This window comes from Parasphingorhabdus sp., from assembly GCF_039977335.1.
Lineage (GTDB): Bacteria > Pseudomonadota > Alphaproteobacteria > Sphingomonadales > Sphingomonadaceae > Parasphingorhabdus.
Window position 1 is genome coordinate 1,047,539 of sequence record NZ_JBDWDI010000004.1, and the last position, 15,713, is coordinate 1,063,251.

The window sequence follows — 15,713 nt, forward strand, 5'->3', positions numbered from 1 at the left end:
GGCCGATTTACCAGCTTTCTGATGTGAGAAGCAGCGCGTGACCAATAGCCTCTTTGGCAACTCTGACTGTAAATGGCCGATTGGCCGGCTTCTGGCCGGTTTTCTGCTGTTCAGCGTGGCCTATGCTTTGGTCAACCAATTGCCGCTTACGCACGCTATCCTCTATCGCGCCGCGGCGTTTGATTATAGAAGCGCAGGTCTCGCGACTTTATCCTTTGCGATGCAGGCTTTGTTGCTGTTCGCAGCGGTTGCGTGGCTTTCGAACCGGTGGTTTTCGATCGCTCTGGGCCTTGTCGTGCTCTCCGCTGGCGTCAACATGACCTATGGGCAGATTGTTGGCGACACGCTCGACATCCAGAAGGCGGGTTGGTTGGTGAGTGAAGCCAGACAGGCAGGTCAAGCCGCAGGTGAATTCGCCATTCCTCTTGCCCTTGCAATGGTCAAATTGTTGCTCGTCATCACATTGTTGATTGGAGCGAGAAGCCTGTTGCATCGGCCTGTTCGCCAACGGTTCGGAGACAGCATTGCCAGCAAGGGATCGACAATAACCTCACTGGCTCTGCTAGCAGCACCCTCGCTTATATGGCCATGGCTTAATCTCCATCCCCTGGGCGCGGAACGCAATATATATAATTATGCCGCGACCCTATTATCCGCCGATCCACCGCCAGAACGCGCAGAAGTCATCGCTGTTCCAAGTGTCGATCCAGCGATCCGCAAGATCATCTGGCTGGTCGATGAAAGCGTTTCTTATAAAGCTTTTGATAAAATCATAGCGCCGCAATTGACCGGCCATGCCGCTATCGACTTTGGCGAAGCGGCATCCATGGGCCATTGCAGCACGCCATCTAACGTCGCGCTGCGTTCAGGGGTTGCGGTTCGTTCGGTCGATAGCGTTACGGATCTTCGCCGTACCGCTTCCATCTGGGGCTATGCTGCAAAAGCGGGCTATGCGACCATGATGGTCGACGGACAGGTGACCGGACCGCCGCAAAATCAGTTGCTAGCGCCCGAAAAGGCGCTCATCGACCGCTATGAAAGCGCGGCTGACGGCATCAAAACCGATCTCAAAATCGCACGCACGCTCAATGCCGATCTCAAAAACGACAACAAGCAATTTGTCTATGCCCTGTTGCGCGGCGTGCATTTCCAATATCGCGATCACTATCCCGAGGGTACGCTGCCAAAAGACAGCAGCACACAGGAACAATATGAGGCAGCAATCACCTATTCCAAAGCCGGATTTTTCGATGCGCTGCTGGATGGTGTGGATCGTTCAAAAGTAGCGATTTTCTATACCTCCGACCATGGTCAGAATATCAACGATGGGATCACGCCGCATTGCAGCGGGAGCCCCGTTAGCGCGGAATTTGCGGTGCCGCTCGTCGCCTTTCTGCCGCCTGATATTCAGGACAATTTTGCGGCTCAACCATCAGGTGGACGCAGCCTGAGCCAGCTATTCCCGACTACCCTGATCTTCATGGGCTATGATCCAATCTATGCAGCGAAGAATTATGACAATATGCTGACTGTGCCAACGGATCGTTATGTCTGGTTCGGACGTGGCGTCGTGCCGGTCAGGGATGGCGGCACGATTGATTTGCAAAGCGGAGAGACGTTTCCGGGGCGATAAGCGACCGCCTATCCTCCCGCCTGCATATTCATAAATGCGTCCAGACTGGGATCGGGATATAAGGTTTTCACCACGTCACGGATCACTTTCTGACCCTTGGCGCCATTGGTGAAGATCACGGCTCCGGTTTTGTTGACTGGATCAAAAAATCCCAAAGTGCGTTCGCCGACATCGCCGCCGCCATGCATGACGATCACATTATCCGCTGTGTGATAGACATTCCAGCCTCCGACAAAGCCCAAGATTTTCGGGCATACTTCCGCCGCCAAGCGGCCCTCGCCGCAAATCTGTCTGCTGAGATTTTCCTTTGCGGTCCAGTAGGTTTCCGTTGGCTGATCACTCACCGGATTAGCCATCATCCAGGTCAGAAAACGCGCATAGTCACCGGCAGTGGACCAGACATCATCGGCTGCATTCCAATCCTTGCGTACGGTGGCATGGGCATGTTCTCCTTTGCCATTGCGCGACATTGCAATCCGGCCAGCAAACCATGGCTTTTCGGTAAAGCTTGTCTGGGTCATACCCGCCGGTTCAAAAATCTGCTGAGCTACCAGTGTTTCCAGCGGCGCACCCATTTTCTTCTCGGCAAAGCGCGCCATATATTGAAAGCCCTCACCCGAATATCCGAACTGCGTGCCCGGATCATTTTTAAAGGTCAGCACATCCTTGGTCTGATAGCGCCAATTGGTGAAGCCAGTCCGATGCACCAGCGCCATGCGCGGCGTCAGCAGCTTGTGCCGTGGATCAGATTTTATATCCGGATCAACCCAGCTACTCGCCATACTCTCATCCAGCGTAAAGGCCCCGCCCTCGGCAAGCCGTACGAGCGTTTCCGCGACCAAGGGCTTGGTCATCGAGGCGATGTTATAAAGCGTGTCCGCCGTTGCGACCTTGCCAGGCTCGGCCTCTCCGGCAACATGGGTCCATGCGACATTGCCATCGGCAATATAAGCTATAGCCGCGCTTGGGACGTCATATTCCGCAAGCCATCCGGGTAGTTTTTCGGCAAGGATTTTCTTTAAATCAGCAGGGTTCTGGCTTTTCGGAGCAGCAACAGTCTCGCCATCAGAAGATATGCCATCCGCGCTACTTGCCCAAGCTGATGGTGTGGCCAAGGTCAAGGCCGCACCAAGCGCGGCGCTGATAAGATATGCTTTTTTCAATGGCTTCATCCTTTATTGTATTACTATATTAATACAGCAATACAAATAGAACACAATGATGGAAATCAACTTTCAGGCATATCGTGTGAAATGAGCGTATCCTGCGGCCCCCGCCTATTGAGTTGGCGGCTTATAATCGGGCCTTTGCAGCGTCAATATGTAGGCGGCCAGATCATCAATGTCCCCGCTATCAATATCAAAGTCCATCAAGTCCGGATAATTATGGGAATCGCTAAGCCAGGTGGTTAGCGTTTTGTCGGTAAGGCCTTTGGTATTGGCAATTGCACCAAATGGCGGCGCTTGCGGATTTGGCGACTTCTGTCCGTCCGCCACCTCATGACAAGCAGCGCAATGGGCCCCAGCAAATGCCATCCCCTGCATTGGCCCCTGCATTGGGCCCTGCATTGGCTTGCCGGCGCTATTGTCTGATGCCGCCTGTTCGCTTGCCACAGTAGTGCATCCCATCACGGTAAGCGGAAGAAATATTCCTAAAACAAATTGGCGCATCAAAGAGATTCCTATCAGTTAAACTATGGATCCCCACCCAGCAGCATGTTCGGCCATATTATAGATTGTTGCGGCACCAGATAAAGCGAAAAGCGCTGGACTGCCGACCTTCTCACAAGGCGATCACATCCGCGTAAACAAACGCACTTGCAATAAGAACATATATAGAACATAGTACAACCCTATGACCCGCTGGACTCTCTTCAACATCTTCGGCAAAGCAAGCGCATGAGTCTTACCCATATTAAAGTCAAAGGCGCCCGGGAGCATAATCTCAAAGGCGTTGATATCGACCTTCCCCGCGACAAACTGATCGTCATTACCGGCCTTTCCGGCAGTGGGAAGTCGAGCCTTGCGTTCGACACCATCTATGCCGAGGGGCAGCGGCGCTATGTGGAATCGCTCTCCGCCTATGCGCGCCAGTTTCTGGAGATGATGCAGAAGCCGGATGTCGAGCATATCGAAGGCCTGTCGCCTGCTATCTCGATCGAGCAAAAAACAACATCGCGCAATCCGCGTTCAACCGTGGCGACGGTAACCGAGATTTACGATTATATGCGCCTCCTGTGGGCGCGCGCGGGTGTGCCTTATTCGCCAGCCACCGGGGAGCCAATTACTGCCCAGACGGTCAGCCAGATGGTCGACCGGGTCATGGCGCTGCCAGAGAAAACCCGTTTCTATCTGCTGGCCCCCGTCGTGCGCGGACGCAAGGGTGAGTATCGCAAGGAATTGCTGGAATGGCAGAAAGCCGGCTTTACCCGTGTCCGTGTCGATGGTGAATTTTACGATATTGAGGAAACGCCCAAGCTCGACAAGAAACTCAAACATGACATTGAGGTGGTCGTCGACCGGCTGGTCGTGCGCGCCGAAACTGACAATAAAGAAGGCATGGAAACCAGACTGGCCGATAGTTTCGAGACGGCCTTACGGCTGGCCGACGGGCTTGCTTTTGTTGATCTGGCCGAGGGCGTTGTCCCGGGCCGCGACGAAGCGGCAACCGGCACCAAGATGAAGGGCACTGGCCTGCCCGATAATCGCATTGTTTTTTCAGAACGCTTTGCCTGTCCGGTGAGCGGTTTTACGATTGAAGAAATCGCGCCGCGGCTTTTCTCGTTTAACGCGCCGCAAGGAGCATGCCCTGCCTGTGATGGTCTGGGTGAAAAACTCCATTTCGATACCCAGCTTGTCGTGCCTAATCCGGCGCTTTCGATCAAAAAAGGCGCAGTTGTTCCCTGGGCAAAGTCCAATCCGCCCAGCCCCTATTATATGCAAGTGCTCGGCAGTCTTGCGAAGCATTTTGAATTTTCGCTGGATACACCGTGGCAGGATCTGTCGGAACATCACCGCGATATCGTCCTCAACGGTACGCAGGGATTGCCCGTGACATTGCGCTTTCAGGACGGGCGCAAAAGCTATGAGGTCAAAAAACCGTTTGAAGGCGTGGTCGGCAATCTCACCCGCCGCATGCTGCAGACGGAGAGCGCGTGGATGCGCGAAGAGCTCGCCAAGTTTCAGGCGGCTGCACCCTGCGAAGTCTGTCATGGCGCGCGGCTCAAGCCCGAGGCGCTGGCGGTCAAGATCGCGGGCGAGGATATCAGCATTCCGACCCGCCGCAGCGTTGGCGACGCGCTGGCGTTTTTCAATGGCCTCGCGGATCAACTCGACAAGACGCAAAAGCAGATTGCCGAACCGATCCTCAAAGAAATTATCGAACGGCTCGGGTTTTTGAACAATGTCGGCCTCGATTATCTCAATCTCGACAGGACCAGCGGCACTTTATCCGGCGGAGAGAGCCAGCGCATCCGCCTAGCGAGCCAAATAGGTTCAGGATTAAGCGGTGTTTTATACGTGCTAGACGAACCTAGCATTGGCCTGCATCAGCGTGACAACGACCGATTGCTGACCACGTTGAAACGTCTACGCGATCTTGGGAATACCGTAATTGTCGTCGAACATGACGAAGATGCGATAAAAACAGCCGATTATGTCGTTGATATGGGGCCAGGCGCAGGCGTCCATGGCGGTGATGTGGTTGCAGCCGGTACGCTCAAGCAAATCCTGAAATCGAAGAAATCGCTTACCGCTGCGTACCTAAATGGTTCGCGCGAAATTGAAGTTCCGGCAAAACGCCGCAAAGGCAATGGCAAGAAGCTGACCGTCCACGGTGCGTCCGCGAACAACCTGCAAAATGTCACGGCATCGATCCCGCTCGGCACATTTACCTGCGTTACCGGCCTGTCAGGCTCCGGTAAATCGTCGCTGACTATCGATACACTTTATGCTTCGGCTGCGCGGACGCTGAACGGCGCTCGGATGATCGCGGGCAAGCATGACAAAATCACCGGTCTGCAATATTGCGACAAGGTCATCGACATTGACCAGTCACCCATTGGTCGGACACCGCGTTCCAATCCCGCGACTTATACTGGCGCGTTCACCAACATTCGCGACTGGTTTGCCGGACTGCCCGAAGCGGCGGCGCGTGGCTATAAACCGGGCCGGTTCAGCTTCAACGTCAAAGGCGGCCGCTGCGAAGTATGTCGCGGCGACGGGCTGATCAAGATCGAGATGCACTTCCTACCTGATGTTTACGTGACCTGTGAGGAATGCGGCGGCAAACGCTATAATCGCGAAACGCTAGAAGTGAAGTTCAAGGGCAAGTCGATCGCCGACATACTCGACATGACGGTCGAAGATGCGGTGAGCTTCTTCAAGGCGGTCCCGCCAATTCGCGACAAGATGGCGATGCTCTATGAAGTCGGGCTTGGCTATATCAAAGTTGGTCAGCAAGCGACAACGCTATCCGGCGGCGAAGCCCAACGCGTGAAGCTTGCCAAAGAGCTTTCCAAACGCTCGACCGGGCAGACGCTCTACATATTGGACGAACCAACCACCGGTCTGCATTTCGAGGATGTCCGCAAACTGTTGCAAGTGCTCCACCAGCTGGTCGAGCAGGGCAATAGCGTAGTCGTGATCGAACATAATCTCGACGTCATTAAGACCGCCGATCATATACTCGACCTCGGCCCCGAAGGTGGGGTCCGCGGCGGAGAGATTGTTGCAGAGGGCACGCCGGAAGAGGTGGCGAAGGTCAAAGGCAGCTTCACCGGCGGCTATTTGAAGGACATGCTGTCGAAGTAAATTGACACTGGCTGCATCCGATGCAGACAAATCTCCGTAACTCCTGCCAGCGGATCCAACCGCGATATTAGGAGAAAGCCATGTTGAATAAATTTGCTCTTACAGTAGCCATTGCAGGCAGCATGATGGCCAGCGCCGCGCATGCGGGCATCAGCCAGAATAATTATATAGCCGAAGGCGAGACATTGTTGCTCGGCGGCACACAGCCCAAAACAATCAGCTTTGACGGTCAAAATCGCGGCGACGTGGCCGTCGAAATCCTCCTGCAGAACGGAACGTCGCGCACCGTTGTCGGATCCATTGCACCCGGCGAGAGCTTCAATCAATCTGTCCCGAAAAATCAGATCATGGTTCTGCGCAACAAGTCGAACGACCAGCGCGCCAGAGTCTATTGGCATGTCAGCGGTTATTCCAGCACAGTTAATCCTCGAAGCGATTGACTGCTGTTTCTGGGCGCGAGATAAAGAATATCCCGCATTGGCGACATAGGGAAGCAAGATCAGCACCCAAAGGACCAACCCATGAAACTCAGCCCGAATTTTCACCTCAGCGAATTCACGCAATCGCAGACGGCCACCCGGTTGATGCTCGACAACACACCCGGACGAGCGGAGATCGCGGCGCTCAAACTCCTATGCGAGAAAGTGCTGGAACCGGTGCGAGAAAACTATGACCGCCCGGTGCTGATCTCCTCTGGCTATCGCTCGCCTGCGGTCAACCGCGCCATCCGCGGATCGCGCAGTTCGCAACATGCCAAAGGCGAAGCGGCAGATTTCGAGATTGCCGGTATCGACAATCTGCGCATCTGCCAGTGGATGGAACGGCGGCTCAACTATGATCAGCTGATCCTGGAATTTTACGAGTCCGGCGTCCCGGCCAGCGGCTGGGTTCACGTGTCCTACCGCGAACCCTATCGCAATCAGGAACTCACCGCCAAGCGCGTCGTCCGCAATGGCCGTCGCAGGACCGTTTATCAAAACGGGATTGTAGGATAATGTCCTGAAGCGACAAACCGGCTGCCGGAAAGGCTAGTCTTCCAGCAAAAAAGTCACCGCCAGTGTCGTTCGCCATTCGGTTACCTTGCCGTCGGTTACCACGGTCTTGATATCCTTGACCCAGGCGGACTGAACATTGGTCAGCGTTTGCGATGCGCGGGACACGCCTTCATTCACCGCATCTTCGATCGAACTGGTTGAACCGGAAATAATTTCGGTCACTCTTGCTACAGCCATTACACTCTCCTTTGGGTTAGCCCCCTTGGAAAATGCCGCCCTGCCCATTCCCTGTTGCAGCGGCAGGCATGAGAATGCGCCTTTCGGCCGCCGCCGTCAAATCCCGCCTGCAAATTAGAGTGTTTGCGGAGAGCAGGTGGATCGCCCTATCATGCTTCCTTGATTACTTTGGACTGCCAGAGAATGAAAACCGGCGCGATCAGCTCCAGCACCATTCCAGCAACCATATCGGCTGGCGGTGCCCCCACGCTGAGGTAAGAAACCACCCGGCCCAATCCGCCGATAAACACCGCTAGCACTGTCAACCGAAAGACGAGCGCCCGCCCGACTATATCGCCAGCGGAATAGAATAGCATCGCGGCAATGCCGATATAGACGCCAGAGAGATAGCGAAACTGGTTATCCATCGCATTGGTAAACGGCTCCCCGCCCATGAGCTGCGCCGCACCCAGCGCAATGCCCGTGAGGCCGAAATAAAGCGGGATCAGGCCGAAAATATAGATGGCGATGCGGAATAATTTCATGTTGGTTCTCCCCTGATGCGTCTTCCAAGATAGACTGCAATCTCCGTTGCAATATGAAACGCGCCTAGCAGAATGAGTGACAATGACAAGGGGGCGTAAGGGCTACGCGATGACCGTCTTAACAACCCCAAAAAACAATGCTAGCCCCGCGCGATCGAAACGATCATTCTCTGGATTGGCCTGGCCCTCGCGGCAACAGGACTAGCGCTGGCGCTGCGCAGCGATTTGCCGTTTCTGCGCAACCCCGTCCGCCGCGTTTCCGCGAAGATTGTCCGCCATGATCGCAAGTCAGAGGACGGCGTGACCCTCTATAACCCGGTGTTCCTTTTTCCCAATGAAAACGGCACATTTATAGAGGTTCGCGACAAGGTCTATATGCCCTTTCCCACGCCGGTTATTGGCGAAAAGATCATAGTCATTCATCCCGAGGGCTATCCCGAAAAAGCCCGCATCCCCTATCCGGTGTTCCGCGCATTGCTATATGGTGTGTTGGGTTATGCGTTTGTCATGCTGGGGATGGAGATTACCGGTTGGTGGTGATTGGATGGGTTTGATAGAGCCCAGGATATCAGAAGCAGCCAAAAGCTGAAGTCCGCTAAGGGCGCAAAAGCGGACACTGGCCGATTGTTGCGTCTACTTCCGAATCAGAGGCGGAAATAGGTCGTTGCTAGGCCATCCGGCCCAACAGATTTTATGACTGTGGGATTATCATGCGGCCGCCTGATTAAGCAGTTTGTTGCCATTCTTCCGTTTTGTCGTTCGTCTCAAAAAATGCAATTAATTCCTTTGCGGTCATCGGCATCCCGCAAAGATATCCTTGAACCGACTGGACCCCTGCACGTTTGGCCATGACAAGCTGTAGTTCGTTTTCAATCCCTTCGAGAAGGCATTCAACCCTGAGCGTCAGAGCCATGCCCACCAAAGAATGGAGGATTTTTTCTGTCATTGGATCGCCCAAATTTTCGATGAACGAACGATCAATTTTGAGTTTGTTAATCGGCAGAGTTCGGAGATAATTGAAGTTGGAATAGCCGGTTCCGAAATCGTCAAGCGCTATCGGATGGCCAAGTTCTGACAAGCGAAAGAGGTTGGCGCTGGCTTTTTGTGTATCCGCCATCATCGCCGTTTCCGTAACTTCAAATTCAAGTAAGGCAGCACTTAATTCGCTATCTTTAACTTGTTGAATGATTTGACCGATGGTCTGATCAGCCATCAAATCATTGCCGGAAAGATTGATCGAAAGAGGAAACGGATGGTCCCAGCTCTTGAGCGTAGCAAGCGCCTTTTTGAGCACTGCCAAAGTTATATTCGCAATCAGACCACTTTCTTCGGCAACCTTGATGAAACGGTCTGGACCAATCTCACCAATGGTTGGACTGTTCCAGCGCGCCAAAGCCTCAACACGCACAATCTTGTTCTGCCCCAAATCAAATTGCGGCTGGAAGAGCAACTCAAGCTCTGAAGCAAAATCGGCGGCACGTAGGGCCTTTTCGATCCGGAAGCTTTCAAGCGCGTCCTTTTCATGCTCGTCGGAGAAGACAACCACCCTGTTCTTGCCATTTCTTTTGGCGTGTAAGAGGGCGTAATCTGCATTGCGAATGGATTGGGTCTCCGTTTCATTGGCAGTGATCTCGGTACAGCCTATGGAGCCTGAAATCTGAATGAGCCTCCCTTCGATGTTATAGACCTTTGAAATCTGTGGGAGCAATTGCTGGCACCAGAGTTCAACATCGTAGGCCTTGGCACGTGTTGGCAGGATTATATTAAACTCATCACCGCCCATCCGGCTGAGATGAGCTGCACTACCGCAATAGCCACTTAAGCGATCTGCCACAGCCTTTAGCAACTCGTCGCCCATGATATGCCCGTGAACATCATTTACTGCCTTGAAGCCATCTAGATCCAGCAGGATGAGCCAAGCATTGTTAGATGGGCCATCCGCCGTTTTGTAGCCCTTAAGTATCTCAAAAAAAGCGCGGCGATTAGGCAGGCCGGTTAGACTGTCTGACAAGGATCGTTGGCGCATCGTTTCGCCAAGACTTTGGGCTTCATCCAAACCGATTTCAGCTTCATGCCGCGCGGCGACCGCCAACCCGATGGCACGGCGCAACATGGAAGTGATTGATACCGTGCAGAGAGAAGCGGCAAAGGATATGAAGCCATATGTCACCAGCAGCGAAGGATCATGGGTGATGAGCGTGTAAAATAGGCCCAAAATTGCACCCGCAATCGAGATAAGCGCTTGCCGGATAGTAACGCTTGCGAAGCCGAAGACTATCGCCATCATGATGAAGTAAATTAGTTTAGCCTCGGCATATTCAAGGTGCAGTGCGACCAAGACGTTAATGAGAACAAGCAGGTTGGTGGTACCCGTCAGTAACTCTAGCTTCCCAACAGAGAGCTGTTTACGCAGAGCGTACCATGAGACAGAAATGAAAATGCAAGCAGTTGTTGAGGCCGCCGCTATCATTGAAAGAGCCGTTCCGCTAAACCACCAGAAATGCGCCAATGTCATGAGCGCATAGTAAGCCGCCGTGACGCCGAAATAGGTTCTGATAATTGGCCTGTAGGTATTGGAAACAATAGAATTGGTATCGCGATCAGCAGGCGAACGCGCGCTATTGATAATTTGCCTAAGCAAACGCTTCACCCCCAATTGTCCCTATATAACCCCACAGTGCAATTAGCTTTACTCTCAAATACTTAACAATCTCTATTCAGATTACCCCATGGGGCGAGACCCACAATTTATGGGATATTTGCCAAGTTTTTTGCAAACTGCGCGTCGACTCTCTTGCTAGCCGATTTTTGCCGTTTCGTGCTTCGCACAATCAGAAACGTGATCTGGACATCTTGTGTCAAACGTCCGCTTTCGCGATGAGGCGGACATCGAACATAACGTGGCACCGATACATGCTTTCCTACATATCACCATATAGGTTATTATGAACCTTTAAAACAACCATATCTGTCTCCTAATCAGATATGGAACCAGAAAGGATAGGCTATGGGTTTTCAGGACGATTTTGCGCGGAGTTTGAAGCAACAGCGGACTGGCGGTGATACGCACGCGCCGGTTGGGCAAGGGATTGAGGATACCGCTCTCCCCAACCTCTCACCGGACGACAGGGAAGTTGCAGCAACATCATCATCGGATACTCGTCATCCCGAACCTGTTTCAGGATCTCCTGATGATATGGCGGCTTCCCAGAATGACGAAACACGCCCCTCCCCCACACCCCGTCATGATGGCTGGACACCGGATATTCGCGTCCGGTTTCTTGAGGCATTGGCCAATTGCGGGAATATCAGTTCGGCGGCGGCCTTTGTGCAGCGTTCGCGGCGGTCGGCTTATAATCTCAAGCAGCGGGATATAGATTTTTCGCGCGGCTGGGATGCAGCTGTGCTGATCTCCCGCGATGCGGCGACGGACTGTTTGCAGGACCGGGCGATGAACGGGATTGAGGAGGATATATATCATCAGGGCGAAGTGGTCGGCACGCGGCGGCGCTATGATAGCCGCCTGCTGCTTGCTCATATCGGGCGGCTCGACCGACTGGCCGAACGCATAACCGTAAGCCGCGGGGCCGCGCGTTTTGACGCGATGCTGAACGCGATTGGCGGGCAAGAGGATACGGCCATGCTAATCGCCGAACCAACCACCGACGAGATTGCTGAAATTATTGCAGAAGCCGAAGCGGAGGCGACCGTCCACCAAGTGGAATCCGCCTGTCTGCGCCAGAATAATGAAGCAGCGGCGTTGGAAGCGGTCGCCATACAGGATGCCGATCAACGGGCTGCCCCCGATATCGACCATAGCCCGATGCGTGAAATCGATTGGGGAGATGGCGGCCCGCTGGAATATTATCGCATGTCCGACGCTGAGGCGGCGACTTGGTCGGCGGATTACCCCCAAGTCAAAACCCGCAAATTGGACGAGCATGATCCGGCCTTTATCGCCGCCATTACTGCGCGCAACGCTCACGCTGTTGCGGAAATGGCGGCAAGCAAAACGGGTGAAACCAATAGCGCATAGGAGACTGTGTACATTGTGAACTTCGTCCGCATGCGGAAGAGAAAAAGACACAGGCGATATAGTGGGACGATATGGCGGAAAAGATTCAAGAGAAGCCCGACGACTGGGTCGCATATGCCGCCGGACTTCCCAAGAATTACGGCGTTTTTGCGTGACGCTTAAACATCCGTGATTTTTCTTATAGCGGAAAAAGTTAAACATAATGTGACGAAGCTCACAAAATGGCGGAAAATAAGGAAAAATGTTGTAAATTCAGGGGCTCGGGAGCAGTTTTTCTCTAAGAAGCTCGATGGTTGGGTCGCTTAACCATCGAGCTTCCAGAGGAATGCCCATACTGGGCGGTCCCAAAGGGAAGATACCAGCCACGAGGTCGGAACCCCATGGTGGTGCGATACCGCCGCCCCCCGCAAACTCCTGCGATATTAGCGGCATCGCAATATTCTGGTAGCAGGTGATTCTGCACATGATTGTGATGGTGATCACTTAGGGAAAATTCAGGGCTCAAATATGCTATAATCAGCATCTGGGCGGCAAAGACGGGGCGGAGAAAGGACGATCATGGCGCATTATACCGGACGACCGCGGTTTGAATGGGACGAAGATGGGCGGATCATGACGCTGCTCAACCGCTTCGCTTTCATTGACGATGTGCGGCTGGTCTGGTCGGTGCCCGCCAATGCGCGCGTGGACGGCGCGTCTATTCCGAAATTCGCCTGGTCAATCCTCGGCAGCCCGTTTGTCGGACGCTATCGCAAGGCATCGGTCGTGCATGACTGGTATTGCGACATCCGCACTCGCAGTTGGAAGGCCACCCACCGGATGTTCTACGAAGCCATGCGTACATCCAAGGTCAGCGGGGCGAAGGCACGGATCATGTATGGTGCGGTCTATTATGCCGGGCCGCGTTGGGATGTTGCCGCCGATTTCGATGCCGCGCTGGCCGAGACGATGGCACCGGCAGCCTATAGCAGTCTGGAGCAAGACCAACTGCCGGAAATCGACCGGGTTGAGCGGCCAGAGGTGACCCTTTGGCACCGCAAGCAAACGGATGAGAAAGCGTTTCTGGCGCTATGCGATGACTTTGCCAAGAAATGCAAATCGATCGAGGATGTTGAGGCGATGATCGAGGAAGCCATGGGCGCAACCGAATGAGGAACCCTTGGACAGATTATCGGACCATCAAGATAGGGGAGACGCGCAAAAAAAATGGGAGTCGATCTCCAAACGAATTTGGATTTCGGCTCCCACTGCGCCTGATCTGGGATGCTGTCCTCTTGCGATTCCAACGTCCGCTTTTCCGGCGTCCGGTTTCCGGGCCAATATCGTTATGGTTTTCGGTTTTCCGCATTCTCGCTTGCGCAATCATGTTTCGGTTTAAACCCGATATTGGTCCAGTCACCCGATGATTGTTGTCCATCTGATCCGCTCCGGCTTGCGCCTTTGCTTTTCGGGTTTTTTCCAATCATCAATCGAAAGATCATTCCATTTTTCTTGCAAAAAACAATATGTTCGTCTCGATTATCTTCCGGTCTTTTCTCGCCTCAACGGGTCATTGCTGACTGGTCGTCGGTTTGGTCTATTTCCTTCCGATGACTTGTATATGACACGGGTTTGCGAGTCGCTCCAAATGCCAGAAGGCCAGTTATCCACAGATGTTGATCTTTCTTGTGGAAAAACAGTTGCCGGATTGTGGACAATGTTTTCACGGGGGCAGAATATCGAAACCGCTTTCCTACTCAGGCCTGGCGATGATAGATTTGCACTGGTTTAACGGCGCTGATGGCAAGAATGATTGTCAGCCCCGGTCATCACCATTTCAAATCAAAGGACCCCCAATGTCATTAACAAAACTTCTGATCCCGACATATATGCAGATGTTAAAAGCGCTTTCAGGCTGGTTGAAAAAGGCTGAGGCACAGATGCCAAAAGAAGATGCGGAAGCACTGTTGGCCGCGCGCCTTGCACCAGACATGTTTCCGCTATCGACCCAGATCCGGTTTGTCTGCGTACAGGCCCAAGAGCCGATATATCGTTTGAGAGGAGAGGCTTTTCCGAAATCTATTCATCAACTTGTCGATGAGGGGCGTAATGCTATCGATAAGCCTGGTTCGCTTGCGGATGCGCACGCTCGAATTGATGAAGCTCTGAATTTGCTGGACGGCCTTGCTCCCGACGCGCTGGATGTCGATCTGGATGCGCCCATCGTGCTTGAACTTCCCAGCGGCATGATATTTGACCTGACGGCGGAACAATATGCCCGTGACTGGGCGCTGGCTCAGTTTTATTTCCACCTCATGACCGCATATGCCATATTGCGCAGCGAGAAAGTTGAGCTCGGCAAGGTCGAGTATATACCGCACATGCTCGAATTTCTTCGTCCTGAATCGATTTCCGAGGCATGATATTTGGCGGTGAGGATGGTCAAACGGAAAAATCCGTTGGCCCGGCCTTTCTAATCGGGGGGGGATATTTTGAAAGGGCCGGGCCGTCGGAACAATCCCGGTGCCTATCGGGAGGAGGAGGAGGCAACCGGGACTGAAAAAATCTGCAGCTTAAACCTGAACCGTCGACATCAAGATGATGGTGCTAACGGTCAGAGAGGCTACTATATTGAAAAGCGTTTTCATGGGACAAACTCCTGTTTTAAAAACGCCGATCAAACATCACTTTTCCTGTCTAACTTATAGACATGAAATGGTCGCCAAACCGTTAAGTTGCAATTGAAAACGGAGATTCATTAGTTGCATATTTTGCAACTAATGGGTGTTCCTAGAAAATGCCTTTGAGCAGCTTTTTGCCCTTTTTCAGCGGGTTTTTACGGAAGTTGGTTTCTTCTGCGCCGATATATGAGAATATGCCGTCCAAGGCTTGTTCCGTCACGCTATCGGTTAATCCGTCGCGAGACAGATCAATCCCGCCAAGCGACGATAGAGCTGAGAGTGAGCCAAGGCTTTCGACCTGTTTATAGGCACCGACTTCGCCGAGCGCTTTTTCGACCAGGGGACGAATTTTAACGGCTAGCTCTTCACCCGACGTTTTGCGCAGATAGTCGGTGCCGCCCGTTCCGCCGCCAGTGACAACGCCCACGCCGTCGGTCAGGGTCATGTTATCAATGGCAGAACGGAAAATCGGCTTGGCTTCCAGAGCCGCCTTGCCCGCTGCATCGTTCAGGTTCCTGGTAATATCCTTGGTCAGGCCTGCCTTGCTGGTGAAGCGCAAAATCTTGGTGGCATTTTTCAGAGGGCCGGGCAGCAAAACACGCACCGCCTTATCTGCATAAAATGCGCCGGGCTTTGACAGTTTGTCCAGTGCGCCATCAGATGCATTGCCGAGCAGGCTTTTGACACCTGTGTTTTGTGCATAGGCCGGGGCGGACAATATCGGAGACACGGATAATGGTACTGCCAAAAAAGTCGCTACCGCAGTTAGTTTCAATTTCTTTGTCATATTCCGCATTATCCCACTCCTGCTATATTG

14 protein-coding genes are annotated in these 15,713 nt (G+C 53.2%); 8 read left to right on the forward strand and 6 right to left on the reverse strand.

The annotated features are described in order from the left end of the window. The first annotated feature begins 37 nt into the window (after positions 1-37). Entirely contained in the window at positions 38-1,633 is a 1,596-nt protein-coding gene (locus tag ABJM21_RS12315) for a sulfatase-like hydrolase/transferase (protein WP_348302537.1), read from the forward strand. Between the two features lie 8 nt (positions 1,634-1,641). On the opposite strand, the gene ABJM21_RS12320 is transcribed toward ABJM21_RS12315, so the two are convergent. Continuing rightward, positions 1,642-2,796, reverse strand: coding sequence for a serine hydrolase domain-containing protein (locus tag ABJM21_RS12320; protein ID WP_348302538.1), 1,155 nt, complete (start codon positions 2,794-2,796; stop codon positions 1,642-1,644). A gap of 114 nt (positions 2,797-2,910) precedes the next feature. Further along, on the reverse strand, positions 2,911-3,303 hold the full coding sequence (locus tag ABJM21_RS12325; RefSeq protein WP_348302539.1) for a cytochrome c: 393 nt from the start codon (positions 3,301-3,303) through the stop codon (positions 2,911-2,913). Positions 3,304-3,531: 228 nt separating this feature from the next. Between ABJM21_RS12325 and uvrA the strand changes: the two genes are divergently transcribed. The 3 genes from uvrA (at position 3,532) to ABJM21_RS12340 (ending at position 7,439) form a co-directional block, all read left to right on the forward strand. Then, positions 3,532-6,444 (forward strand): excinuclease ABC subunit UvrA, encoded by a 2,913-nt coding sequence (uvrA, locus tag ABJM21_RS12330; protein WP_348302540.1) that lies wholly within the window; start codon positions 3,532-3,534, stop codon positions 6,442-6,444. Between the two features lie 80 nt (positions 6,445-6,524). Beyond that, on the forward strand, positions 6,525-6,884 hold the full coding sequence (locus tag ABJM21_RS12335; RefSeq protein WP_348302541.1) for a hypothetical protein: 360 nt from the start codon (positions 6,525-6,527) through the stop codon (positions 6,882-6,884). Positions 6,885-6,965: 81 nt separating this feature from the next. Beyond that, positions 6,966-7,439: a D-Ala-D-Ala carboxypeptidase family metallohydrolase gene (locus tag ABJM21_RS12340; protein WP_348302542.1), complete on the forward strand. Its 474-nt coding sequence runs from the start codon at positions 6,966-6,968 to the stop codon at positions 7,437-7,439. A gap of 33 nt (positions 7,440-7,472) precedes the next feature. Here the strand turns inward: ABJM21_RS12340 and ABJM21_RS12345 are convergent, their stop codons facing one another. Together ABJM21_RS12345 and ABJM21_RS12350 are read right to left on the reverse strand one after the other, a co-directional pair. Further along, positions 7,473-7,676, reverse strand: a complete 204-nt coding sequence (locus tag ABJM21_RS12345) for a dodecin family protein (protein WP_348302543.1) — start codon at positions 7,674-7,676, stop codon at positions 7,473-7,475. A gap of 149 nt (positions 7,677-7,825) precedes the next feature. Then, on the reverse strand, positions 7,826-8,200 hold the full coding sequence (locus ABJM21_RS12350; RefSeq protein WP_348302544.1) for a DUF4345 domain-containing protein: 375 nt from the start codon (positions 8,198-8,200) through the stop codon (positions 7,826-7,828). A 174-nt stretch (positions 8,201-8,374) separates the two neighbouring features. Here ABJM21_RS12350 and ABJM21_RS12355 point away from each other — a divergent pair, with 174 nt between their 5' ends. Further along, positions 8,375-8,740: a hypothetical protein gene (locus tag ABJM21_RS12355; RefSeq protein ID WP_348302630.1), complete on the forward strand. Its 366-nt coding sequence runs from the start codon at positions 8,375-8,377 to the stop codon at positions 8,738-8,740. 184 nt (positions 8,741-8,924) lie between these two features. Here the strand turns inward: ABJM21_RS12355 and ABJM21_RS12360 are convergent, their stop codons facing one another. Further along, positions 8,925-10,850 carry an EAL domain-containing protein gene (locus tag ABJM21_RS12360; protein ID WP_348302545.1) on the reverse strand — a complete coding sequence of 642 codons (1,926 nt, stop codon included), beginning with the start codon at positions 10,848-10,850 and terminating at the stop codon, positions 8,925-8,927. 357 nt (positions 10,851-11,207) lie between these two features. On the opposite strand from ABJM21_RS12360, the gene ABJM21_RS12365 reads away from it, so the two are divergent. The 3 genes from ABJM21_RS12365 (at position 11,208) to ABJM21_RS12375 (ending at position 14,638) form a co-directional block, all read left to right on the forward strand. Further along, the gene (locus ABJM21_RS12365; RefSeq protein ID WP_348302546.1) at positions 11,208-12,236 is read left to right on the forward strand and encodes a hypothetical protein; all 1,029 of its coding nucleotides are present in this window, start codon (positions 11,208-11,210) and stop codon (positions 12,234-12,236) included. A gap of 558 nt (positions 12,237-12,794) precedes the next feature. Further along, a complete protein-coding gene (locus ABJM21_RS12370) occupies positions 12,795-13,388 on the forward strand; it encodes a DUF1353 domain-containing protein (RefSeq protein ID WP_348302547.1) in 594 nt (197 codons plus the stop codon). Between the two features lie 683 nt (positions 13,389-14,071). Then, positions 14,072-14,638 (forward strand): DUF1993 domain-containing protein, encoded by a 567-nt coding sequence (locus ABJM21_RS12375; protein WP_348302548.1) that lies wholly within the window; start codon positions 14,072-14,074, stop codon positions 14,636-14,638. A gap of 367 nt (positions 14,639-15,005) precedes the next feature. Here ABJM21_RS12375 and ABJM21_RS12380 read toward each other — a convergent pair whose 3' ends face one another. Continuing rightward, a complete protein-coding gene (locus ABJM21_RS12380; protein WP_348302549.1) occupies positions 15,006-15,692 on the reverse strand; it encodes a DUF4197 domain-containing protein in 687 nt (228 codons plus the stop codon). Between the last annotated feature and the right edge of the window lie 21 nt (positions 15,693-15,713).

Bases quoted from the DNA above. Each gene is read 5' to 3' on its own strand.
- ABJM21_RS12325 (WP_348302539.1), bottom strand. From the start codon at position 3,303: ATGCGCCAATTTGTTTTAGGAATATTTCTTCCGCTTACCGTGATGGGA.
- uvrA (WP_348302540.1), top strand. From the start codon at position 3,532: ATGAGTCTTACCCATATTAAAGTCAAAGGCGCCCGGGAGCATAATCTC.
- ABJM21_RS12335 (WP_348302541.1), top strand. From the start codon at position 6,525: ATGTTGAATAAATTTGCTCTTACAGTAGCCATTGCAGGCAGCATGATG.
- ABJM21_RS12340 (WP_348302542.1), top strand. From the start codon at position 6,966: ATGAAACTCAGCCCGAATTTTCACCTCAGCGAATTCACGCAATCGCAG.
- ABJM21_RS12345 (WP_348302543.1), bottom strand. From the start codon at position 7,676: ATGGCTGTAGCAAGAGTGACCGAAATTATTTCCGGTTCAACCAGTTCG.
- ABJM21_RS12350 (WP_348302544.1), bottom strand. From the start codon at position 8,200: ATGAAATTATTCCGCATCGCCATCTATATTTTCGGCCTGATCCCGCTT.
- ABJM21_RS12365 (WP_348302546.1), top strand. From the start codon at position 11,208: ATGGGTTTTCAGGACGATTTTGCGCGGAGTTTGAAGCAACAGCGGACT.
- ABJM21_RS12370 (WP_348302547.1), top strand. From the start codon at position 12,795: ATGGCGCATTATACCGGACGACCGCGGTTTGAATGGGACGAAGATGGG.
- ABJM21_RS12375 (WP_348302548.1), top strand. From the start codon at position 14,072: ATGTCATTAACAAAACTTCTGATCCCGACATATATGCAGATGTTAAAA.
- ABJM21_RS12380 (WP_348302549.1), bottom strand. From the start codon at position 15,692: ATGCGGAATATGACAAAGAAATTGAAACTAACTGCGGTAGCGACTTTT.